Source organism: Streptomyces sp. NPDC054866 (assembly GCF_053610745.1).
On sequence record NZ_JBSGZA010000008.1, the window covers coordinates 258,927 to 280,094 of the forward strand.

The window sequence follows — 21,168 nt, forward strand, 5'->3', positions numbered from 1 at the left end:
GCCCTCATGATCCCCCCGATGACACCTCCGGGCCGTAGCGCGCGGCGATGTCCTCGGAGCCGGGCCATCGGCTGTACGTGGGGGACTGCGGCCACTCCTCGGGGGAGTCCTGCCACTCCTCCTGCCGCCCGTAGGGCAACACGTCGATCAGCGCGAAGGTGTGACTGAGCTGCTCGGTGCCTCGGCCGTTGGTGTGCCAGGTGCGATGGACGGTGTCGCCGTCACGCAGGAAGACGTTGACCGCGAATCCACCGCCGGGCGGCGCGCCCACGTCGGTGCCGAACGTGCTGTTCGCGGTGGAGTACCAGGTCATCTTGTTCCCGACCCGCCGCTTGTACGCGAGGGCCTCGTCGATCGGGCCCTGCGTGACGACGACGAACCTGGCGTCGTAGGCCTCCAGGAACTCGAGCCGGGTGAACTGCGACGTGAACCCCGTGCAGCCCGGGCACTGCCACTTCTTGCCGGGGAACCACATGTGGTTGTAGACGATCAGCTGTGACTTGCCGTCGAAGATGTCGGCCAGCCGGGCGGGCCCCTCCTCACCCTCCAAGGTGTAGTCGGGCATCTCGACCATCGGCATCCGGCGGCGCTGGGCGGCGATCGCGTCGAGCTCCCGGGTCGCGGCCTTCTCCCGGACGCGCAGGTCGTCGAGTTGGCGCTGCCAGGTCTCGGCATCGACGACGGGCGGTAGTGCTTTGAGGGTCATGAGCGCCTCCGGCTCGCGGTGTGCACATATAGGCGGTGTGCACATATAGACCGTGCCCGGACACGGAACTCATCGCTCCCCGGTGATTTATCAGGAGGGCATTACTGGCCTTCCACCGTCACTGGCCGACGTCACTGGCTTTCCAACGTCCACTTCTCGGACCGGCGCACGGCCAGGAAGCCGCCGCCCGGGACCGCGACCGTGCCGCGGATGGCGGTGGTGCGAGTCAGCTGCTGTGCCTCGCCTCCGTCCTCGGGAGCGAAGTGCAGCTCTCCGTATTCGGTGTCTCCCAGCCAGGCGAAGGACACGCGGGCGCGCTGCTCGACGTACAGGAGCGTCTCGCGCTTGCCGGACACGGTGGCCGTAAGCCTTGGCAGGTCAGCGGCATCAAGTGTCCGCAGGTGCCAGCGGGCGAAGCCGGTACCGGAGGTGGGGCGCGGCTTCACGCGCTCGATCTCCACACGGTTGTACCGAGCAGGCAGCAACACCCTGAGGGTTCTGGGCCCATACGCGTACAGCAACTCCTCGCCGTAGGCCTTGCGGGTCGACGAGCGGTTCAGCGCGCGGACCTTGAAGGAGGTGGTCACGCCTCCCCGGAACTCCAGGAGGGTGGGGCCGCGTTGCCCTTCGCGACGCGGTATCTCCACCTCGCGCCCCCTCCACCCGCTCTTGCGGAACGATCCCTTGTCAGGCATGCAAACCTCTCCGTCAGCTCTGTCGAACGATCAGCATCAGCGGTGCGCAAGATCCGGTCAACAGCTACGCCGACACTCCGCTAACGGGCGAATAGCTTCAGAACTGGGGCAATGGCGGATGTACTGGCTCCGACCTGACAGTCAACGTTCCGTTTTGGAGTGACATGCGTACCCGTAGTCTCCCCCTCACCCTGAGCCTTGCCGCTTTCGCGCTGGTCGGCAGTGCCGGTAGCGCGGCCGCGATCGGCGACGACCATGGCACCACCTCGCTCAGCGGCAATGGCGCCGACACGGCGTTCGGCAACAGCAGTTCCGCGGGGAACATGAGCCCGCAGGGGAGTCTGGTCCAGGGCTCGTTGAACAAGCTCTGCCTCGGTATCCCGGTCAAGGCGAACGTCCAGTCGCTCGTCGCGCTGGTGAACGTCGGAGTCCAGGACATCCCGATCCTGTCGGCGCCGCAGAACCAGCAGTGCGCCGAAAACTCCACGCAGGCCAAGGGCGACGAGCCGCTGTCGCACATCCTCAGCGACATCCCGGTGCTGTCGGGCAACGGCAAGAACAACGACTGAGCCGCGAGGCCCCCGGATCAGCCGACACACGGCCGTAGTCCCTCTGTCGTAATCCGCTTGCATGGTTGATCGTTGGGCCGTCGGGACCAGCCGTACAGCGAACAGGGGGACGACCTATGACGATCAACCGCAGGGGACTGCTCGGGGCGGGCGCCGTGTTGGGGCTGCTGAGCGCATGTGGCTCCAACACGGGCCGGGACGACGGTGGTTCGGGCGACGGGCCGAAGCTGTCGCAGTGGTACCACCAGTACGGCGAGCAGGGCACCGAGCAGGCCGTGAAGAAGTACGCCGCCGCCTACAAGAAGGCGAACGTCACCGTCCAGTGGCGACCCGGCAACTACGACGAGCAGACCGCGGCCGCACTCCTCACCGACTCGGGCCCCGACGTCTTCGAGGTCAACGGCCCGTCCCTCGACCAGATCCAGGGCAAGCAGGTCGCCGACCTGACCGAGCTGTTCGACGGTGTCAAGGGCGACTTCAACCCGGCCGTCCTCGCCCCGAAGACGTACGACGGCAGGATCTGGGGCATCCCGCAAGTCATCGACATGCAGATGCTCTACTACCGCAAGAGCCTGCTCGCCGACGCGGGGGTTCAGCCGCCGAAGACGCTGGACGAGCTCGTGGACGCCGCGAAGAAGCTCACCTCGAAGAAGACGAAGGGCCTGTTCCTGGGCAACGACGGAGGCGCCGGCGTCCTGGGCGGCACGCCCCTGTACGCCGCCGGTCTCGAACTCGTCACCGCCGACGGCAAGGTCGGCTTCGACGACCCCGCCGCCGCCCGCGCCCTCGGCAAGATCCACCGGCTGTACGCCGACAAGTCGCTGCTCCTGGGCGCGCCCGCCGACTGGTCGGACCCGTCGGCGTTCGTCCAGGGGCTCACCGCCATGCAGTGGTCGGGCCTGTGGGCGCTGCCCACCGTGCAGAAGGAGCTCGGCGACGACTTCGGCGTCCTGCCGTTCCCGAAGGACGGCGCGGCGGGCAAGCCCTCGGTGCCGGTCGGCGCGTACGCCGCCGCGGTCAGCACGCGCAGCAAGCACCAGAAGGCCGGCAAGGACTTCCTCAAGTGGCTGTGGATCGACAGCACCGACCGCCAGGAGGACTTCGCCCTCGCGTACGGATTCCACATCCCGGCCCGTATGTCCCTGGCGAAGAAGGCTGACAAACTCAGCAAGGGCGCTGCGGCCGACGCCGTCCGCTACACCACGGACCACGGCCACGCCGAGCCCCTCCTCTGGACCCCCGCCAGCAGGAGCGCTTACCAAGATGCCTTGAGCCGGATCATCAAGGACGGCGCGAGCCCCGACGGCGAGCTCAAGAAGGTCGTGCGCAAGGTGTCCGCCGAGCTCGGCCGGGTGAAGAAGAAGTCGTGACCACAGCAGCCCCTCGCGAACAACAGGCAAGCGGGCGAAGGAAGTTGTGGGGACAGCAGAACCGCACCCTCTGGTTCTGGGTGTTCGTCGGACCCTTCCTGCTCGGCCTGGGCGTCTTCACGTACATCCCGCTCGGCTGGAGCGTCTACCTCAGCTTCTTCGACGCACACAACACCGTCACCCCGAACGACTTCGTCGGCCTCGGCAACTACACCGAGATGCTGCGGAACGAGGCGTTCACCGACAGCCTGTGGACCTTCCTGGTCTTCTCGCTCTTCATCGTGCCCGCGACGTACGCGCTCTCCCTCGCGCTCGCCCTCATGGTCCACCGCCAGCGCCGTGCCCAGGCGTTCTTCCGCTCGGTCTTCTTCCTGCCCGCGGCCTGCTCCTACGTCGTGGCCGCGCTCATCTGGAAGATGTCGATCTTCAACGGCGTGCGGTTCGGGCTCGCCAACACCGTCCTCGGCTGGTTCGGCGGCGACCAGATAGCGTGGCTTTCGACCACCGACCCGCCCTGGTACTGGGCCGTGATCGTCACCGTACGGCTCTGGCTCCAGGCGGGCTTCTACATGGTGCTCTTCCTCGCCGGACTCCAGCGCATCAGCCCCACCCTCTACGAGGCTGCGGCCGTGGACGGGGCGCGGCCCGGCTGGCAGGTCTTCCGCCACATCACGTTCCCGCAGCTGAAGGCCACATCGGTGGCGGTGGTGCTGCTGCTCGTCATCAACGCCTTCCAGGCGTTCGACGAGTTCTACAACCTGCTCTCGGACTCCCGCGGCTACCCGCCCTACGCCAGGCCACCACTCGTCTACCTCTACTACACGGCGCTCGGTCAGGGACAGAACCTCGGCCTCGGCAGCGCGGGCGCCGTCCTGCTCGCCCTGATCATCGCGGTGGTGACGGTGGGTCAGGCGAAGTGGTTCGGGCTCGGCAGGAAGGAGGCGGAATGAGAGACCACACGAGGGACGACGCAAGGGTCAGGGCCGGCCGCGCGCTACGCCTCTCGCTGCTGACAGCACTCGCGCTCCTGTTCCTGATCCCCTTCTACCTCCTCGTACGCAACGGGCTCTCGTCCGAGAGCGACATCACCTCGCCCGAGTGGACCTTCTTCCCCTCCTCGCTGCGCTGGGGGAACGTCAAAGAGCTCTTCGAAGACACCTCCGTGCCGTTCGCGCGCTCCCTGCTCAACTCCTCGCTCATCGCGGTCGCGACGACGCTCGGCACGCTGCTGCTGGCCTCGCTGGCCGGCTACGGCCTGGCCCGCATCCCGTACCGTCACGCGAACAAGGTGTTCTACGCGATCCTCGGCACGCTGATGGTCCCGGCCTCCGTCACCTTCGTCCCGACGTTCGTCCTGGTGTCGTCGCTCGGCTGGGTGTCGACGCTGCGCGGTCTGATCGTCCCGACGCTGTTCTCCGCCTTCGCGTGCTTCGTCTTCCGGCAGTACTTCCTCGGATTCCCACGGGAGTTGGAGGACGCGGCGCGCGTCGACGGGCTCGGATACTGGCGCACGTACTGGCGGGTGGTGGTGCCCAACTCCCGGCCCGTCTTCGCGGCGGTGGGCACGATCGTCTTCATCGGCGCGTGGAACTCGTTCCTTTGGCCGCTGGTCATCGGTCAGGACCGCGACGCATGGACGGTGCAGGTCGCCCTGTCGTCGTTCACCACGTCCCAAGTGATCAGGCTGCACGAACTCTTCATCGCGGCCGCCGTGTCGATCGTGCCGCTGCTCGTCGTGTTCCTGTTCTTCCAGCGGTGGATCGTGGCGGGGGTGGAGCGTTCGGGCATCGACGACTGACTCCTCCGTGTCCACGCCGAAGGCGACCACGTCGGCCATTTTCACGATGTCGGCCGTTGTTACGATCTTCCGCATGCAGAGCGCGGACATCGCAGTTGACGGGGAAGACCTGCGCCGGGTCGTCACTCTGGCCATCGACACCCTGAGGGACGCAGATCCCGCCGCCTGGGAGGCCAAGGCGGGAACGCTCGAGTGGACGTGCTGGGAGACGCTCGAGCATCTGGCCGACGATCTGTTCACCTACGCCGCGAGGTTCGGGCTCGCCGAGCCGCCGACGTCGACAGGGTTGCCGTTCCGGACGAGCAGTGACCGAAGCGGTGGGCCGGAGAACGTCATCTTCGTTGATCGGGCCTCGGGCCCCGAGGGGCTCCTGACCATCCTGGAGGCGTGTGGAGGCCTGCTCGCGTCCGTGCTGCGCACGGCACCTTCAACTACCGTCGCTCACCACGTCTTTGGGCCCTCTGATCCAGAGGGCTTTGCCGCCATGGCCGTCGTTGAGACCCTTGTGCACACCCATGACATCACTCAGGGGCTGAATCTGGAGTGGTCGCCGCCGAGGGGGCTGTGCGAACGGGTCCTGCGGAGGCTCTTTCCCCACGTCGCCATTGACTTCGACGTCTGGCAGATCCTGCTGTGGGCGACGGGACGCACCGCCCTTCCTCATCGCCCACGACTCACCGAGTGGCGCTGGTACGGCACGAAGGGTGCGTGAGTGCCCACCGCGCAACCGGGACGAACGCATATGGGGTTGCCGCCGGTCAGCCGTCTCGGATAGGAAGCCTGCATGCTAAAGGGCAGCAAGGTCGGGCTCAGGGCCCGGCACGAGGACGACATCCCGATCCTGCGGACCGAGCTCTACGACGACGTGGTCAACGCCTCGCGGTCCGAAGGCCGGCCGTGGCGGCCGATCACGCCCGGCTCGAAGGACTCGCGGCTGGTGGTCGACGACGACGAGCAGGGGCACGTCCCGTTCTCCGTGGTGGAACTGGACGGCGGCACGCTGGTCGGCACCGCGGCGCTGTGGAGCATCGACAACCACAACCGGTCCGCGCACATCGGGCTCGGACTGCTGCTGTCCGCCCGCGGAAAGGGCTACGGCACGGACGTCGTCGCGGTGCTGTGCCACTACGGTTTCGTCGTACGTGGCCTGCAGCGGCTGCAGATCGAGACGCTGGCGGACAACGCCGCGATGCTGCGCTCCGCCGAGCGCAACGGCTTCGTCCGCGAGGGGGTGCTGCGCTCCTCGGCCTGGGTGATGGGTGAGTTCATGGACGAGGTGCTGCTCGGGCTCCTCGTAGAGGACTGGAAGCAGGACTCGCGGAGCTAGGCCGCCCGCCTCCGTAGACAGGCCTGAGCCCCGGGCGTCTGGCGCGCCGGGGCTCAGAGGGGATGACGAGACGGGGGGTGCGGTCTGGTCTAGTACGGGCCGTTCACGTTGTCGATCGAGCCGTACCGGTCGGCCGCGTAGTTGCAGGCGGCAGTGATGTTGGCGACCGGGTCGTAGCTGTCCAGCGAGGTGCCGGGCACGTGGTAGGCGTTGAATGTGGGGGCGATGACCTGAAGGAGTCCCTTGGAGGGGGTTCCGGCCACGGCGTTGGAGTCCCAGTTGTTGATGGCCAGCGGGTTGCCGGAGGACTCGCGCATGATGTTGCGGTGGATGCCCTCGTAGGAGCCGGGGATGCCGCGCTGGGCCATGATGTCGAGCGATTCCTTGATCCAGCCGTCGAGGTCGTTGGTGTACGACTTCTTCGCCGGGGCAGAGGCGGGCTTGGCAGCGGCGGCGTCCTTGCGCTCGGAGCGGTCCGCTCGCTCGGCGGCGGCCCTCTCGCCGAGGGTGAGCTTGATGCCGGGGTGGATCAGTGCCGGGTCACCACCGAGGGCGTCGCGGTTGTCCTCGTACAGCTTCTTCCAGCCGCCGCTCAGCGAGTGCTCGCGGACGATCTTGGAGAGGGTGTCGCCCGCGGCGACGACGTAGGTCTTCGGGGCGGCGGCGGGCTTGGCGGCCGGGGCTGCCTGCGCGGCGCTGGCGGCGGTCGCGCCGAGGACCGGGAGCACGAGCACGGCCCCGCCCGTGCCTGCGGCGGCGATGCCGCGGGTGAGCGAGCTGGACTTGGGACGGCGGTGCTTTCCCTTTGCAGGCATGACGAATTCCTCTCCGTCGCCTACGAGGTGAGCTGTCGGGTTCGGACGGGAGATGTCCGGTCGCACTGCGCATGCGACTTCACCCCGAGCCGTTCCGGAATCCGGATCGGCGGCTTACCTGGGTCCCCCGCTCCTGCCGAGCGAAAGTGAGTGATGGGAAGGGTTTCCGGACAGCGGCAGGATTCGGCGTTCCATCCGGATTGACGGTGACGTTAAGCGAGAAAGCCCGGAGGGAACAAGAGCGGAATTCGAATAGGGAATGCGCGAGGCCAGTCCTTGGCGGTCAGAACCGCTGGCCCTCTTTGATCAAATAGCCCCAACTTTCTTTACGCAGAACGGAAGTGCGCTCAGCGGCGCCCCGGGGGACGCGAGCTGTTGGTGTGACCTATTCCACTGAATTGGATGCGGTCTGGAGGCAACCTACTGGCGCGTCGGATCGTCCATTTCGCACGAGTGTCCCGCAATGCAGACACAGCTTTATATACATTACTAATGCTGCACAAAAGCGCTCCTCATGGACAAGACGGACATGGGGTGAGGTTCGCTTTTCTGGCCAAAGGGGACATCTTGCCTAATTGGTGGAGGATGGTGGCCTGCGCGGAGCTGCTCCGGCTGGGGCCCGGCCGACGTCACCGAGGTGTCTGCGCACGGCCTCACTCGCCAGATCGAGCAACTCCCGGCATCTAGAGCCGAAATGGGGAAATCATTGTCGACGAGGGGCGGCAGTTGGAGTTGCTGAGTCCCCGTATGGGGGCGACCTGTTGTGTGCCCTACGCGATCTGCATTTCGAGAATCCCGGCTCTTCGCCCGCTCCTGGACACGCGCCGGCGCTCTCAGGCGCTGGCGCGGACCGGCCTTCCCCGGACCGCCCATGCGCGGGCGGCTAGCACGATCGAACCGTCCGGCCGCGTAGGCACGGTCTCGCGAAGTGCGTCACGCAAATGTTCTCGGGCGGATGGTGCGAGGGCGGTCACGTAGCCAGGGGCGGGGCCTTGTCCGGCCAGGAATGGCTCCCACAGGTCAGGGAATTCGGCGAAAACGGTGGCCACTTCCACCGGGGCGACAGCCACGTCGACGAGTCCAGCGTCCGTCCACAGCGATCGGAGGCGGTCCGGGCTGCACAGCGGGAATCGCCGGCTTTCGTCCAACTCGGCGGCCGACGGGTCCAGCGCGACCGCGGCTCGCCAGAAGTGACGCAGGAACGCCATGCCTTCGGCGTAGTCCCACACGTACGCGGCGACCAGCCCGCCCGGCCGCACGACCCGGGCCGCTTCGGCCACCGCCGCACCCGGCGCGGGAAGGAAGTTGAGCACCAAGCCACTGACGGCTACGTCGAACCCCGCTTGGCGCACCGGCAGCGACAGCCCGTCGGCGACGGCGAAGCACGCGGGCGGGGGAGCGGCGGCACGGGCCGCATCCACGAACCCGGCGGACCGGTCCAACCCCACCACCAGCCGCGGCCGACATCGCGCAGCCACAGCCGCGGTCAGCGCCCCCGTGCCACAGCCCACATCCAGCCACCGCAAACCGTCCTCGCAGCCGAGCCACGCCACGAACTCATCCGCGACCAGGCGACTCCACCGGCCCATGTACCGCTCGTAGGCGTTCCCGGCCGCCCACACGTCGAACCGCTGCTCCGTCATGCCACCACGATCCCTGACCGGACCCGCGCGAGCCACGGGAAGGCGTATGGGCCCGCTGGGCAGAGCGAGTTCGGCCGCGTCGAAGCTCGTAGGTACACGCGGCCGGAACCGGCACAGCGCTAGATGTCGCTGTCGCCGCTGGGTAGTTCGTTGTGGCCTTCAGTCCAGTTGTTGACCCACCCGCACACCCCGCACGCGTAGCGGCCGTTGACGCCCGATACCTCGGTGCCGCACCGGCGGCAGTCCGTCGTAGTGATCTCCTGAGAGTCCAGGAACGCCATGGCCAGCGTCTGGGGCCGTTCGGATGTCATGGCCCCGACCCTATCCATGAGGCTGCCGGCGGCCTGGCGAGGGGGTGACGATCCAACCCGGGGACGTCAGCCTTCAGGCGGTGAAGAAGTCGACGAGCGCGCGGGCGATCCCGCCGGGCGCGTTCTCTGTGGGGATGTGCCCCGCATCTGGAACACGTACGAGCGTGGTGTTCGGCATCTCCGAGGCGAACCGCTCGGCGTACTCCACTCTCTCGAAGGCATCTTCCTCGCCCCAGATCAACAACTTGGGTGTCGTGGACCGCCGCAGCGCGGGCACGAGATCAAGGGTGTAGCGGCTGTCGGCCGCGCCCGCCAGGGCCATCCAGGAGCGGCGTACCCGCGCATCGGTCCACGGCTCCAGATAGTCCGCGATCAGCTGCTCGGTCGCGGCACCGGCCAGTGCCGCCGTCACCGCCCGTCGGCGGGCGTCGAGAACGTCGTCGACGGTGGCCCCCGCGGCGTCCCCCGGGCTCCGGAACCGGGCCACGTGAGGCGCCGGCCAGGAGTCGTAGGCGACCGAGTTGACCAAGGCCAGCCGGGACACCTTCAGCCGATCGTGGACGAGGAGATGCTGGGCGATGGCACCGCCGATGTCATGACCCGCCACGGCGATCGGCCCGGAGATCTTCAGGGCGGACACAAACCGCGTCACCCAGTCCGCAACGGCCGGGACCGTGGCAGTGTTCAGGGTGAGTTCGCCTCCCGAGCGCCCCAGCCCGGGCAGGTCGACCGCAATAGGCCGCAGCCCCGCCTCAGCGAGGCGGTCCATCACAGGGAGCCAGACCCGGCTCCAGTACGTTCCGTGCAGCAGCAACACGGCGGGGCCGTCCTGCTCCACGGTCAGATAGCTCGCTGATTCGCCGTCGACCTGGACTTCCGTCCTCAGCACTCCCGTTTCGCTCATGGGACCACTGTGACCCGGGGCGGCCCGCCCGGCCCAGAGTCCAGAAAGACACCGGCAGGTACATTCCTGCCATGAACCCGCATCGGGTAGTGGCACTGCTCAACCCGCCCCAGTCGCCCTTCGAGCTCGCCTGCGCCGCCGAGCGCTTCGGCCGCACCCCGCAAGATGCGACGGCCCGCTACAGCTTCCGGATCTGCGCCGAGACGCCTGGACCCCTGCGGACCACCGTCGGCTACACGATGCTCGTCGACGCCGGGCTGACGGCCCTCCAAGAGGCGGACACCGTGGTCATCCCCGGCTGGCAACCGTCCGGCGCGCCCGTGCCGACGACCGTCACCGAGGCAGTGCGGGCCGCTCACCAGCGCGGGGCGAGGATCGTAGCCATCTGTACGGGGGCGTTCGTGCTCGCGCAGGCCGGACTGCTCGACGGCCGTCGAGCCACCACCCACTGGCGTGACACCGCCCAACTCGCCGCCGCCTTCCCCGAGGTGCAGGTGGACCAGGACGTGCTCTTCGTGGACCACGGCGACGTGGCGACCAGCGCCGGGACCGGCGCGGGCATCGACCTGTGCCTGCACCTGGTCCGTTCCGACCACGGTGCGGCCTACGCCGCCCAGGTCGCCCGGCACATGGTCCTGCCGCCCCACCGCGAGGGCAGCCAACTCCAGTACGCCGCACAGCCCGCGCCGGCCAGGGCGGACGAGTCATTGGCGCCGCTGCTGGAGTGGGCCACCGCGCGCCTCGACACCCCACTGACCCTCGATCGCCTCGCCGAACACGCCGGACTGTCCAGCCGAACCCTCGCCCGGCGGTTCACCGAACAGCTCGGCACCAGCCCGGGCCAGTGGCTGCTCACCCAGCGCCTCGACGCGGCACGAGTGCTGCTGGAGCAGACCGACCTACCGGTCGAAGCCATCGCCACCCGGGTCGGACTCGCCTCGGCGGTCAACCTGCGCCGCCGTTTCCGGGCGCATCTGGGCACCACACCGGGCGCGTACCGACGGATCTTCAGCGAAACGTGAGCAACCGCAACCATCTGCCCGTCAGCTCGTGCCACGTAGTGCGCGTTCGAGGAGGACTTCTGCTGCCGCCCGCGCGTGACGGCCGTAGTCCGCTTCTCCCAGAACCATGGCACGACTGGCCGCGCCGTCCGCGAGGGTGACCAACTGTTCGGCGAGCGCGGCGGGTTCCCGGCAGCCCAGTTCCTTCACCAATGCGGTGACCAGCCCCACCATCCGCAGTTTCTGTTCGCGGGCGTAGGAATGGACCGCGTTGGTCGGGTCGGGGAACTCCGCGGCGGCATCGATGAAGGGGCATCCGCGCACCGGGGCACCGACCGCCACGGGCTGGTCGAACAGTCCCAGGATCCGTTCCCGTGGGGGGAGTTCCTCGCGGGTCAGCACGCCCTCCAGGGTGGCGCCCGACGACGCGAGGTCCTGGAGGTGGGCGATGACCAGATCGCCCTTGGTCCGGAAGTGCGCGTAGAGCGTGCGCTTGGACACCGGTGCTTCCTCCGCGACCTGTTCCATGCCGGTCGCGTTGATCCCCTGAGTCGCGAACAGTTGGGCGGCGGCAGCCAGGATGCGCTCCCGGCCCCCACGTCCCCGCCGTTGAGGTGCCGTAGTCGTCGTGGTCGTCGCGCGACACGCGCGTTCCGTCCGGAGGCTGTGCCTTCAGACGTCATACGCGCGATCTTCTCGCTGGCTGGTGCCGCACCGTCCAACTCCAATGCGCAGCCGTGGCAGGTGGAGGTGGTGAGCGGCGCGGCGCGTGAGCGCCTGGCGAATACCTTGCAGGCGGACCATGCCGAGAAGCGAACATCGGTGGACCTTCCGTACTCCGAGGACATGTACGCGCAGGTGCACCGGGTACGCCGGGCCGAGTTCGGCAGCGAGCTGTACGGAGCGCTGGGCATCGGCCATGACGACCATGCGGCACGCGCGGCTTACGACGCGGAGAGCTTGCGTTTCTACGGCGCGCCGCACGCCGCTTTCGTTTTCGTCACGGGTGACGGCGGGGCGCGGCTGGCGGCGGACGTCGGCGCCTACATGCAGACCCTGCTCCTGGCGATGACCGCGTACGGCGTGGACAGTTGCCCACAGGGGCTGTTGAGCTTCTACGCCGACACCGTCCGATCCGAACTGGGCGTCAGCGGGGGCAAGTTGCTCGTGGGCGTCTCCTTCGGCTACGCCGACGAGACCGCGCCGGTGAACCGGGTTACGACCGAGCGTGCCGCGCTCGCGGCGACCACGGTCTTCCACGACTAGGCAGCCGGTGCGGGCCTGGCTCTGGCCGGCAAGGCGTCCCCTCCCGCGCGATCCGCGGCCACGTACGCAAGCGCGGCACGGCGCGCAAGCCGGCAAGGCGTGCTCCGATGCGCCTGGCGCGATACGTGGACCCGGTCGCTGTCCGTCAGGAGGGTGGGCGAAGAAGCCCGTAGCTTCCCCTGCGAAGGAGAGCCCGTGATCCACATCAGCGAAACGCTCGCCCTGCAGACCGTAGAGGACTTCCTGACCCCCGAGGAGTTGTCCCAGCTCCGCAAGATCATGGACGACGAGCAGCACACCACCGGCTGGACGCCGCGTTTCCAGGCCGAAGTCGTCCTGGCCCCCTCATCCGCCCAGGAACTCCTGCGGCACGCCACCGAACGCGCCCTGCCCGCCATCCAACGGGCCATGCCCTCCATCCAGGCGTGCGCCGACTGGGGTTACACCGAACTGACCTCCGGCGGCCGAGTCCCTACGCACCTCGACGGCATCCCCGCCCTCAGCACCATCCCGCACCGGATCGGTCGTATAGGTGTCGTACTCGAAGAGGCGGACACCGGGGGAGAGTTCTACATCGAGACCACCTCCCACGACGGCGTCTGGACCGGAGCGGTGGCCGGTGAGGCAGACGGTTTCCAGCCGGGCACAGCACTCACCCACAAGCTGCCGCACTCACCAGGTCCGGACGTCCACCAGCACGACAGCGAACCGGAGTGGCTGCGCGACGCGGCACGCAGCCGCTGGATCACCGACGCCGGGCCCGGCGTAGCCGTCGCCTACGGCGCCCAGGTCATCCACGGCGTACTGCCCGTACGCGCAGGCCGCCTGCGTAAATTCGTCACCGATCTCCTCGACTCACCCGCGAACAAATAGAGCACGTCCGGACCAAGCCAGGGACGCGCGAGGGCTTCATCGCCGGGCGTACTGGTGGAAGAGCCCGTCGTCGCTGACGCGTTCGTGCCGGAAACCGGCCTGTTCCATCAGGGAGTTGGCCTCGTCCTGGGTGAAGAGGCGGTAAGGGGAGCGCTGGTGGGCGACGGTCCGGCCGTGCTTTCTGACGAAGTAGTCCTTGATGAACCGGTTGTCGCCCAGGGCCTGGGTGTGCTGTGAGTAGAGGAGTCCGCCGGGCAGTTCGCGGTGGTGGTTGACGTGGGGGCCCTGGGCGGCCAGCAGCAGAATGCCGCCGGGCCGTAGGGCGGCGTGCAGGTGGGCCAGGGCTTGCAAGTTGTCGTCGTTCGACAGGAGATGGCTGCCCAGCATGGTGTGGCCCTTGCCCTGTCTCTGGCCCTGGTCGTGGATGTGGTACCAGACACCGCCGACGGAGAAGGCTACGTCGTACTGGGCGTACTGGGCGTACTGGGCGTACTGGGCGTACTGGGCGTACTGGGCGTTCTGGGTGGTCGGTGCCATGTGGAGCACGTCCTGCTGGATCAGGCGGACGCGACTGCCCAGCCTCGACCTGGCCTGGGCGAGCATGCTCGCGGTGTGGTCGATGCCGGTGATCACAAGGACCGTGTCCGCCCGCCGCAGGAGCTTCTCGCAGACCAGCCCCGTCCCCACTCCGACCTCAAGGAGCACTCGACGGTCTTGGATGAGATCGAGGAGGGTCCGGGTGTACGCGTCGTAGTCGTAGTAGCCGGACGTCATGATCAGGTCGTAGTGGTGAGAAAGCCCCGCATAGGAATCTGCCACGAGCGGGAACGTAGCCGCTGTGCGGCATCCCGGCCAGAGTGACAGTTCTAGGCGCTCGCATCCTCGTCCGGGCCCAGGGCGTCGAGGATGAGGGTGAGGCCGAAGGTGAACTCGTCGGCGTAGTCGTAGCCCGGCTTGAGGGCGTGCTCGGTGGCGAGTTCGGTGAGGTGAGGGTAGGCGTCGGCGGGCATCTCGCGCAGGATGGCGCCCGCGACCTCGTCCAGCTCCGCCGAGCTGCTGAAGGGCAGGCTCAGCTCCTGGATGACGAAGCCGTACAGGTAGCTGTCGATCAGTGAGAAGGCGTGCGCGGCCATCGGTACGGAGAACCCGCTGGTGCGCAACGCGCCGATGACGGCGTCGTGATGGCGCAGGGTCGCGGGGCCGGGCCGAGTGCGCGAGTCCATCAGGGCGACGGCCCACGGATGGCGCCGGAGCACGGCACGGGCGGAGGCCGCTCGGTGGCGCATGGCGCTCTTCCAGTCCGTGTCGCGCGGCGGCAGGTCGATCTCACCGAACACCGCGTCCACCATGCCGTCGAGGATGTCCTCCCTGCCCGTGACGTGGTGGTAGAGCGACATCGCCTCGACTCCCAGAGGTTGGGCGATGGCCCGCATGGTCAGCGCGGCCGAGCCCTTCTCGTCCGCAACTGCCACCGCCGTGCGGATCACGCGCTCGCGGCTGAGCGGGGTGCGTGCCGACGCCCCGCGCCGACTCTGGCCTCCGTCGCGCATCCGCATCTCCCTCTCCCGCTTCCTCTTCTTCCCGCCCCAATTGACTGCCTTACAGCATAAGGCTAGCTTGCCTTACAGCATAAGGGCGGCATACCGACGGAGGGGCTGCGCCATGACCACGGAGCGAATGAAGAAGGTCTGCATCGTCGGAGCTTCGGGGAAGCTCGGGCAGTACATGGTCCGGCACGCCCTGGAACGGGGTTACGAGGTCGTCGGCGTCTGCCGGGAGCGCAGCGTGCCGAAGCTGGCCGAGTTCGAAGGCCGGATGACCATCGTCCCCGGGCCGACGAACGACCCGGACGTGATCCGCCGAGCGGTCGCCGGGTGCGACGGGGTACTGACGGTGCTGGCGCCCTGGGGTGTGCAGCAGTACGCGTCGGGCACGGCGCAGGCGGTGCTCGACCACGCACGGCCGGGCGCGAGCCTGGTCTTCTCCTGCGGCTGGCACATCACACGCGACGGCAAGGACACGTACTCGTGGACGTTCCGGGCGGCCGTCCGCATCGCCGCTGTGCTGGCCAAGCTCGTCCGCGCCGTCGAGCTGGACGACCAAGTGGAGGCGTGCCGCCGCGTGTTCGCCAGCGACACCCGGTGGACGGTGGTACGTGGCAGCACCCTGGAGGAGGGCGAGAGCCAGGGCCTGCCCGTGTGGAGCCGGCACGTGGGTGACGCGGTGCTGGCCAGCAACCTGACACGCCGAGTTGACTTCGCACTGTTCATGGTGGAGGCGCTCACCGACGACACACTCGCCCAGGAGGCACCGGCGATCGTCGGCTGCCGCACCCCCAGCGCACTCGCCCACGCGGACGGCTCACGACCATGAGCCGACTTCGAGGCACAACTCGACCGTGACGGTAAGGTAGCGCTCTTCGGGCGGCTCAGCTCCCGGAGTCCTAGAGGCGACTGCCAATGAATTCCCGTCGTATGACTGCTCGTTCCGATGCCGAGACGCACGAAGTGTGGCGGCTTCCCACTGCTGATGCCGTTCGGGGACGCCGGGCGCTTTGGTGGAGTGTCGGGGCGGCCGGAGAGCTAGCGGTCCTGTTGGTGCACCGGCGGCACCTTGATCGCAGCCGTTACGTCAAGGGTTGGCCCGGGTGGCGGCCGGAAATCCCGTTCACCGGTGAGTTGGTCACCGTCACGGGCCAAAGGGAGCAGCGCACCCTGGTGAAGGACATCCGGATTCGCCCCAGCCACTTGGCCCTGCTCCCGGATTCCCGACTCCTGCTGGTGAGCGGCCGTACGTTCCGGAACGAGCCCGAGGAATTCTGGAGACCCAACGCTGTGGTGTTCTCCCCAACGGGTACGCCTGAAGCCGAGTTCTGTGTCGGCGATGACATACCTGCCCTGGTCACCGATGCCGACGGAGGAATCTGGACGGCCTACGGAGATGAGGGCATATACGGCGGCCACCCGGAGTCGGGAGCGGGCCTCGCGGGCTGGAACACCCTGGGCCAGGCGTCCTGGACTCCCGAGGGACGGCTGCCCGACCACCCACTGCAGGGCTGCACCGCCGCGACCGAGAACAAACAGGTATGGCTCGTTTGGTACTCCGGCAACAGCAGAGGCGGCACCTACCTGACGCAGATCACTCCATCCACCGGCGACGTCGTCAGCTACCGCAGCCCTGTCCCCGCTCCGGACGGCTTCGCGGTCCGAGGCAACCGAGCGATGTTCTCCCGCAGGGACCACAACAAGCGATCCGTCGAGCTCACACGTGCCGAACTCGACGGCACCACCTGGCAAGTGACCAGCCGCCGCAGAATTCGGGTGCCCGACCGAGTCGTAGCGCGCTGCTGCCAAGGCCGTGACGGCTCCCTCTGGCTTCGAGCAGGGAACACCTGGCTACGCATGGCAGTTTGACATCCCACCGCCCCGCAGAGACGGGATCTCCGTCCGCTTGCCCGCCTGTCTGCGTGTCCGCCTGTCGGAGATGGCTGGCTCAGGGGACTACTCGCTCTTCGGGTGGATCCATTCGTAGATGGTCTCGATGGCGTCGAGGAGGTCCGGAAAGGTACGGAGATCACGATGCTGCTGTCGAACCAGGTCGGTTGCCACGTCCCCATACTCAAGTTCGGCTTCCCCGCTGCTCCAGACGATGAGAACGGCGAAACGGGCATCGGTTTCGAGCGCCATCCACGCGCTGGTCTTGTCTCGGTCATCGTCGGGCGACCGCTGGAGGTCAGAGGTAATTCCGCGGGAGCGCAAGCGTTCCTTGTGCTCAGCGAACCAGGCCTGAAGTCTCAGTGGCAATCAACTGAGATGTGCTGACTTTCTCCGTGTTGTCTCATGGCGGCTGATGAATCCTGTGGGTCGGTCGAGCGACGAGTCTGAGCAGGCGTGGCAACTTCCGCATTCTCCCCGGTAGTTGGTCGGGGGAGAGCGGAGTGGCATGGCTGTGACCCTCGCTCTTCCCGTCAAGTCTGTCGGGCCTCGGCGAGCCGGTTACTGCGGTCGATCTCCGGCATGTGTGTCTCGGCCCAGACCCGCAGGGCGGAGAGCGGCCTTTCGAGGGACAGGCCGAGCTCGGTGAGTCGGTAGTGGACGGCGGGCGGCACTGTGGGTTCCACACGGCGCGCGACCAAGCCATCGCGGACCAGGCTCTGCAGCGTGACAGACAGCATCTTCTGCGAGATGCCCGGAATGCGACGCCGAAGTTCCGCGAACCGGAGCTCGCCGGGATCCGTCTCGGCCAACACCTTGACCACCATCGACGTCCACTTGGTACCGATACGGTCGAGCAACTGGCGGGTCGGGCAGAGCGGGTCCAGCAGATCACCACGCTCGCCGGGCTCACCGGGCCGCCGACCGGGTTCGCCGGGCATGGACGTGGTCACCCGGGGCTCACCACCTGATGGGAAAGTGCCGTCTTGGAAGGACCAGGCTAGTTCCCTAGCGTGACCCTGTCACCATTCCTCACCACCCCACCCCGGCTCTCCCCACCCCTGGAGTCCCTCCATGCCCGAACTGCGACGCGTCCCTGTAAACGGTGTCGAACTCAACGTTGCCCTCGCCGGATCTGGCCCGGCCGTCCTGCTGCTGCACGGCTTTCCGCACACCTGGGAGCTATGGACAGACATCATGGCCGACCTGTCCGACCGCTACCGCGTCATCGCGCCGGACCTGCGCGGATTCGGCGCGAGCAGCCCGGCCGCCTCCGGGTACGACGCCGGCACCCTGGCCGAGGACGCCGCAGCGCTTCTCGCCAAGCTCGGCGTGTCTTCTGCCGCAGTAGTGGGGATCGACGCGGGTACCCCGGCGGCCTTCCTCCTCGCCCTACGCCACCCCGGTCTCGTCCGACGCCTGGTCGTCATGGAGTCCGTGCTGGGCGGGCTACCCGGCGCCGAGGACTTCCTGGCCGACGGGCCTCCGTGGTGGTTCGGCTTCCATACCGCCGCGCCCGGCCTCGCCGAGACCGTACTGGAAGGCCACGAGGCCGCCTACATCGACTGGTTCCTGCACACCGGCACGCTCGGCGACGGAGTGCCCCCGACCATCCGGGACGCCTTTGTCCACGCATACACGGGCAGCCACGCATTGAGCCGCGCGTTCTCGTACTACCGGGCCCTGCCGGAAAGCGCACAGCAGATCTCGCAGGCCGTCACCACCGCCCGCCTGACGGTGTCGACCATGGCGCTGGGCGCCCAACCTGTCGGCACGGCACTGGAACGCCAACTCCGACCCGTCACCGACGACCTCACCGGCCACGTCATCGAGGACTGTGGCCACATCATCCCGCTGCACCGACCCAACGCCCTGCTCAAGCTGCTGAATCCGTTCCTGGCCGGTGAGGACGCGATTGCAGCATGACCGGGGCAGCGGCCGACATTCGATACATGCCCCTGGGCCTGTCCGATGGGTCGTGTTCCCCATCGTTCCTCAGTACCGTCCCTCCGAATCTCCGTAGCGGGTGGCAATCGCGGTGGCGCGGTTGCGTAGTGAGGTGCGCAGCGACTGCGGGGCCAGGGCTTCCGCGTCCGTGCTGAGCTGCCACAGGGCCCATTCGGCATGTCGTAAATCTTGGAAGGTCGCTTCCAGCCGCAACCAGCCGTCCGCGTCGGGTTCTTCTGCGCGGATGGCCAGCGCGGTGTCCAGCAACTCCTCCCGCCGCGCCGGGTTCACCCGTACAAGCACGGTGATGTGGTCGCTGCCGGAGAGGAACTGCGCGGAGCGTTCCCGCCATATCCGGTCCAGATCGACCCGGTTGGGTCGCTGTGCCGCTTCGGGGAGTTCCTCGGCGGCCAACACCCGCGACAGCCGGTAGGTGCGGTCCGCGCCGGATCTCGTGGCCAGCAAGTAGCTCCGGTCGCGTGCGGTGACCAGTCCGATCGGGTCGACCGTGCGCCACTGTGGTGGCTGGTCGGTGGCCGCGTAGTGGATGCGCAGCTTGTGTCCGCTGAGCACCGCGCGCCGGACTACGAGCATGGTGGTGTCGGGCACCTCCTCGGTGACCAGCCGACGTGAGAGCAGGTCGGTCTCCGGATCGACGAGAAATCGCTGGGCCGCGTCGCTCGCGGTGGCCCGATGGCTTTCGGGCAGCGCGTCGACCACCTTCCGCATGGCCGAAACGAGCGCCGGGCCGAGGCCGAATGTCTGCTCGCCGCGGACCGATCCGGCGGTCAGCAAGGCAAGGGCCTCGTCGTGGTTCAGTCCGGTGAGCTCGGTGCGGAAACCGGGCGACAACGCGAAACCGCCGTGCCGGCCGCGTTCGGCGTAGACCGGGACACCGGCGGCGGACAAGGCCTCGATATCGCGCAGCACGGTGCGGGTGGATACCTCCAGTTCGCGGGCGAGTGTGTCCGCGGTCAACTGACCGCGCTGACGCAGCAGCAGTACCAGCGAAACCAAGCGGTCGGCGCGCATACGAGAACGCTATCGAAATACATGACCAAGGGTGTCGTGATTTGCTGCGAGGCTCGGTTGCACGACGTCGAAGCCAACGGCTACCGAGCCGATGGCCGTACGTACTCCCCATGAATCGAAATGAATCGAATGGAGCTGACGTGGCAATGGAACGAACGGCGGTCAACCCGGTGACGTGGTCGGTGGATATGGGGTTCAACCAGGGTGAGGTCGTCTCCGGGCACACCCGGACCCTGTACATCTCGGGGCAGACCGCGATGGACGGCGACGGCAAGCCCCAGCATGACGGTGACATGGCGGCGCAGTTGGCGCTGAGCATCGACAACCTGGAGGCCGTTCTCGGCGAGGCCGGCATGTCTCCCGCGAACCTCGTCCGGCTCAACGTCTACACGACCGACGTCGATCTGCTTTTCCAGCACTACGGCGTGCTTGCGGCGCGGTTGGGCGCCGCGGGGGTGGCGCCGACCACCACGATGCTCGGGGTGACGCGGCTGGCGATCCCCGGCCAGATGGTCGAGCTCGAGGGGACCGCGGTCGCGTGACGCGGCCGCGCCACGTGTGCTGCTAGTGCCGGTTGAACCGGCACAGTCTGGCCTCCCCGCTAGTGCGGACACGCCCGCCGCCGGCTAGGTCAGCGGGCGATGAACGGCTCGGTCAGGTGCGGGGTGGCGAGGTAGAGGGTGCTGTCGGCCTGGCTGTGGAGCACCTGTTCCCTTGAGGCCCTTGCCTGCTCAGGGTCCATTTCGTGGGCGTAGGCGAGTTCGGGGTGGAGCAGCTGGATCGCGTGCACGAGCAAGTCGCCTGTGACGGCGACCAGTTCGCGCCCGGAGGCGACGAGCACGCTCTGGTGGCCGGGCGTGTGACCGGGCGTGGCGAACACGCGCTCGCCGCTGCGCAGTGGTGTGTCGCCGTTGAGCAGCCGTAGCTGCTCGGTCTTGCGGAGCGGGTCGATCACGGTGGACCGCAGCTGGGGGTTGACCTCCTCGATCGCGTCGAGTTCGGCCTGCTGCAACAGGTACTCGGCGTTCGGGAAGAACGGCCGCTTCTGCTCGCCGCCGACGACAGCCCAGCCCACGTGGTCGGTATGGAGGTGCGTGAGCACGACGGTGTCGACTTCCGATGGATCGATAGCCGCGGCGGCCAGCGAAGCCGGCAGCGCTCCGGGCACGGGCGCCCATGAGGCCGCCGGGCTGTCGGCCGGGCCGATCCCCGCGTCGACCAGCGTCACGCCCTGGTCGCTGCGGATCGCGAACGCGCGGAACTGGAGCCGCCAGCGCCCGTCGGCATCGAGCGCGCCGGGATCGATCTGGTCGGCCGCCGCCCACTGCTCGGCGGTGGCACTGGGGAACGCCTCCGACCTGGGGGAGAAGAAAGGGCCCTCCCCGTCGGCGAGCGCGACGACGGTGTACGGGCCGATCTGAATGGAAGGGGGCACCCCACAGATAGTGCCACCGCCGGACGACCCACGACCAAGCGG

Annotated in this window: 26 protein-coding genes and 1 riboswitch; of the genes, 13 read left to right on the top strand and 13 right to left on the bottom strand. The window is 68.0% G+C overall.

From position 1 onward, the window contains the following. Nucleotides 1–4 precede the first annotated feature (4 nt). Together ACWGI2_RS34255 and ACWGI2_RS34260 are read right to left on the bottom strand one after the other, a co-directional pair. On the bottom strand, nt 5–706 hold the full coding sequence (locus tag ACWGI2_RS34255) for a DUF899 domain-containing protein (RefSeq protein ID WP_453699698.1): 702 nt from the start codon (nt 704–706) through the stop codon (nt 5–7). A gap of 131 nt (nt 707–837) precedes the next feature. Further along, nucleotides 838–1,401, bottom strand: coding sequence for a hypothetical protein (locus ACWGI2_RS34260; RefSeq protein WP_453398391.1), 564 nt, complete (start codon nt 1,399–1,401; stop codon nt 838–840). Between the two features lie 164 nt (nt 1,402–1,565). Between ACWGI2_RS34260 and ACWGI2_RS34265 the strand changes: the two genes are divergently transcribed. From ACWGI2_RS34265 to ACWGI2_RS34290, 6 genes are all read left to right on the top strand, one after another. Further along, nucleotides 1,566–1,970 carry a rodlin gene (locus ACWGI2_RS34265; protein WP_453398390.1) on the top strand — a complete coding sequence of 135 codons (405 nt, stop codon included), beginning with the start codon at nt 1,566–1,568 and terminating at the stop codon, nt 1,968–1,970. 116 nt (nt 1,971–2,086) lie between these two features. After that, entirely contained in the window at nt 2,087–3,340 is a 1,254-nt protein-coding gene (locus ACWGI2_RS34270) for an ABC transporter substrate-binding protein (protein ID WP_453699700.1), read from the top strand. Further along, nucleotides 3,337–4,290 (top strand): carbohydrate ABC transporter permease, encoded by a 954-nt coding sequence (locus ACWGI2_RS34275; RefSeq protein WP_453398388.1) that lies wholly within the window; start codon nt 3,337–3,339, stop codon nt 4,288–4,290. The genes ACWGI2_RS34270 and ACWGI2_RS34275 overlap by 4 nt, the downstream gene beginning before the upstream one ends. Beyond that, nucleotides 4,287–5,138, top strand: a complete 852-nt coding sequence (locus ACWGI2_RS34280) for a carbohydrate ABC transporter permease (RefSeq protein ID WP_453699701.1) — start codon at nt 4,287–4,289, stop codon at nt 5,136–5,138. Before ACWGI2_RS34275 ends, ACWGI2_RS34280 begins: the two co-directional genes overlap by 4 nt. 7 nt (nt 5,139–5,145) lie before the next feature. Next, a complete protein-coding gene (locus ACWGI2_RS34285) occupies nt 5,146–5,850 on the top strand; it encodes a maleylpyruvate isomerase N-terminal domain-containing protein (protein WP_453699703.1) in 705 nt (234 codons plus the stop codon). Between the two features lie 72 nt (nt 5,851–5,922). Beyond that, nucleotides 5,923–6,465 (top strand): GNAT family N-acetyltransferase, encoded by a 543-nt coding sequence (locus tag ACWGI2_RS34290; RefSeq protein WP_453699705.1) that lies wholly within the window; start codon nt 5,923–5,925, stop codon nt 6,463–6,465. 89 nt (nt 6,466–6,554) lie between these two features. Here ACWGI2_RS34290 and ACWGI2_RS34295 read toward each other — a convergent pair whose 3' ends face one another. The 4 genes from ACWGI2_RS34295 to ACWGI2_RS34310 form a co-directional block, all read right to left on the bottom strand. Further along, a complete protein-coding gene (locus ACWGI2_RS34295) occupies nt 6,555–7,280 on the bottom strand; it encodes a LysM peptidoglycan-binding domain-containing protein (protein ID WP_453699706.1) in 726 nt (241 codons plus the stop codon). Between the two features lie 2 nt (nt 7,281–7,282). Next, nucleotides 7,283–7,439, bottom strand: a riboswitch (cyclic di-AMP (ydaO/yuaA leader). A 674-nt stretch (nt 7,440–8,113) separates the two neighbouring features. Continuing rightward, nucleotides 8,114–8,923, bottom strand: coding sequence for a class I SAM-dependent methyltransferase (locus ACWGI2_RS34300; RefSeq protein ID WP_453699708.1), 810 nt, complete (start codon nt 8,921–8,923; stop codon nt 8,114–8,116). 119 nt (nt 8,924–9,042) lie between these two features. Then, nucleotides 9,043–9,234, bottom strand: a complete 192-nt coding sequence (locus ACWGI2_RS34305; protein WP_453398382.1) for a hypothetical protein — start codon at nt 9,232–9,234, stop codon at nt 9,043–9,045. Nucleotides 9,235–9,307: 73 nt separating this feature from the next. Continuing rightward, nucleotides 9,308–10,138, bottom strand: coding sequence for an alpha/beta fold hydrolase (locus tag ACWGI2_RS34310; RefSeq protein ID WP_453699709.1), 831 nt, complete (start codon nt 10,136–10,138; stop codon nt 9,308–9,310). Nucleotides 10,139–10,209: 71 nt separating this feature from the next. Here ACWGI2_RS34310 and ACWGI2_RS34315 point away from each other — a divergent pair, with 71 nt between their 5' ends. Further along, complete coding sequence (locus ACWGI2_RS34315; RefSeq protein WP_453699710.1) at nt 10,210–11,160, top strand: GlxA family transcriptional regulator; 951 nt, start codon at nt 10,210–10,212, stop codon at nt 11,158–11,160. 21 nt (nt 11,161–11,181) lie between these two features. Here the strand turns inward: ACWGI2_RS34315 and ACWGI2_RS34320 are convergent, their stop codons facing one another. Further along, nucleotides 11,182–11,640, bottom strand: a complete 459-nt coding sequence (locus tag ACWGI2_RS34320) for a TetR family transcriptional regulator (RefSeq protein ID WP_453699822.1) — start codon at nt 11,638–11,640, stop codon at nt 11,182–11,184. Between the two features lie 165 nt (nt 11,641–11,805). Between ACWGI2_RS34320 and ACWGI2_RS34325 the strand changes: the two genes are divergently transcribed. Together ACWGI2_RS34325 and ACWGI2_RS34330 are read left to right on the top strand one after the other, a co-directional pair. Beyond that, nucleotides 11,806–12,405 carry a nitroreductase gene (locus ACWGI2_RS34325; RefSeq protein ID WP_453699712.1) on the top strand — a complete coding sequence of 200 codons (600 nt, stop codon included), beginning with the start codon at nt 11,806–11,808 and terminating at the stop codon, nt 12,403–12,405. 195 nt (nt 12,406–12,600) lie between these two features. After that, a complete protein-coding gene (locus tag ACWGI2_RS34330) occupies nt 12,601–13,278 on the top strand; it encodes a hypothetical protein (protein ID WP_453699713.1) in 678 nt (225 codons plus the stop codon). 36 nt (nt 13,279–13,314) lie between these two features. On the opposite strand, the gene ACWGI2_RS34335 is transcribed toward ACWGI2_RS34330, so the two are convergent. Both ACWGI2_RS34335 and ACWGI2_RS34340 read right to left on the bottom strand, forming a co-directional pair. Next, nucleotides 13,315–14,097, bottom strand: a complete 783-nt coding sequence (locus tag ACWGI2_RS34335; protein WP_453699715.1) for a class I SAM-dependent methyltransferase — start codon at nt 14,095–14,097, stop codon at nt 13,315–13,317. A 47-nt stretch (nt 14,098–14,144) separates the two neighbouring features. Then, entirely contained in the window at nt 14,145–14,828 is a 684-nt protein-coding gene (locus ACWGI2_RS34340) for a TetR/AcrR family transcriptional regulator (protein WP_453398375.1), read from the bottom strand. Between the two features lie 112 nt (nt 14,829–14,940). Here ACWGI2_RS34340 and ACWGI2_RS34345 point away from each other — a divergent pair, with 112 nt between their 5' ends. Together ACWGI2_RS34345 and ACWGI2_RS34350 are read left to right on the top strand one after the other, a co-directional pair. Beyond that, complete coding sequence (locus ACWGI2_RS34345; RefSeq protein WP_453699717.1) at nt 14,941–15,651, top strand: NAD(P)-dependent oxidoreductase; 711 nt, start codon at nt 14,941–14,943, stop codon at nt 15,649–15,651. A gap of 344 nt (nt 15,652–15,995) precedes the next feature. After that, nucleotides 15,996–16,691 (top strand): hypothetical protein, encoded by a 696-nt coding sequence (locus ACWGI2_RS34350; RefSeq protein WP_453699718.1) that lies wholly within the window; start codon nt 15,996–15,998, stop codon nt 16,689–16,691. Between the two features lie 87 nt (nt 16,692–16,778). On the opposite strand, the gene ACWGI2_RS34355 is transcribed toward ACWGI2_RS34350, so the two are convergent. Further along, the gene (locus tag ACWGI2_RS34355) at nt 16,779–17,081 is read right to left on the bottom strand and encodes an immunity protein TriTu family protein (protein WP_453699720.1); all 303 of its coding nucleotides are present in this window, start codon (nt 17,079–17,081) and stop codon (nt 16,779–16,781) included. Between the two features lie 164 nt (nt 17,082–17,245). After that, nucleotides 17,246–17,665, bottom strand: coding sequence for a winged helix-turn-helix transcriptional regulator (locus tag ACWGI2_RS34360; RefSeq protein WP_453699721.1), 420 nt, complete (start codon nt 17,663–17,665; stop codon nt 17,246–17,248). Nucleotides 17,666–17,786: 121 nt separating this feature from the next. On the opposite strand from ACWGI2_RS34360, the gene ACWGI2_RS34365 reads away from it, so the two are divergent. Beyond that, on the top strand, nt 17,787–18,638 hold the full coding sequence (locus ACWGI2_RS34365) for an alpha/beta hydrolase (protein WP_453699723.1): 852 nt from the start codon (nt 17,787–17,789) through the stop codon (nt 18,636–18,638). Nucleotides 18,639–18,707: 69 nt separating this feature from the next. Here ACWGI2_RS34365 and ACWGI2_RS34370 read toward each other — a convergent pair whose 3' ends face one another. Continuing rightward, on the bottom strand, nt 18,708–19,691 hold the full coding sequence (locus ACWGI2_RS34370) for a helix-turn-helix transcriptional regulator (protein ID WP_453699725.1): 984 nt from the start codon (nt 19,689–19,691) through the stop codon (nt 18,708–18,710). 146 nt (nt 19,692–19,837) lie between these two features. Between ACWGI2_RS34370 and ACWGI2_RS34375 the strand changes: the two genes are divergently transcribed. Further along, nucleotides 19,838–20,233 carry a RidA family protein gene (locus ACWGI2_RS34375; RefSeq protein WP_453699815.1) on the top strand — a complete coding sequence of 132 codons (396 nt, stop codon included), beginning with the start codon at nt 19,838–19,840 and terminating at the stop codon, nt 20,231–20,233. An 89-nt stretch (nt 20,234–20,322) separates the two neighbouring features. On the opposite strand, the gene ACWGI2_RS34380 is transcribed toward ACWGI2_RS34375, so the two are convergent. After that, nucleotides 20,323–21,126 (bottom strand): MBL fold metallo-hydrolase, encoded by an 804-nt coding sequence (locus tag ACWGI2_RS34380; RefSeq protein WP_453699726.1) that lies wholly within the window; start codon nt 21,124–21,126, stop codon nt 20,323–20,325. Between the last annotated feature and the right edge of the window lie 42 nt (nt 21,127–21,168).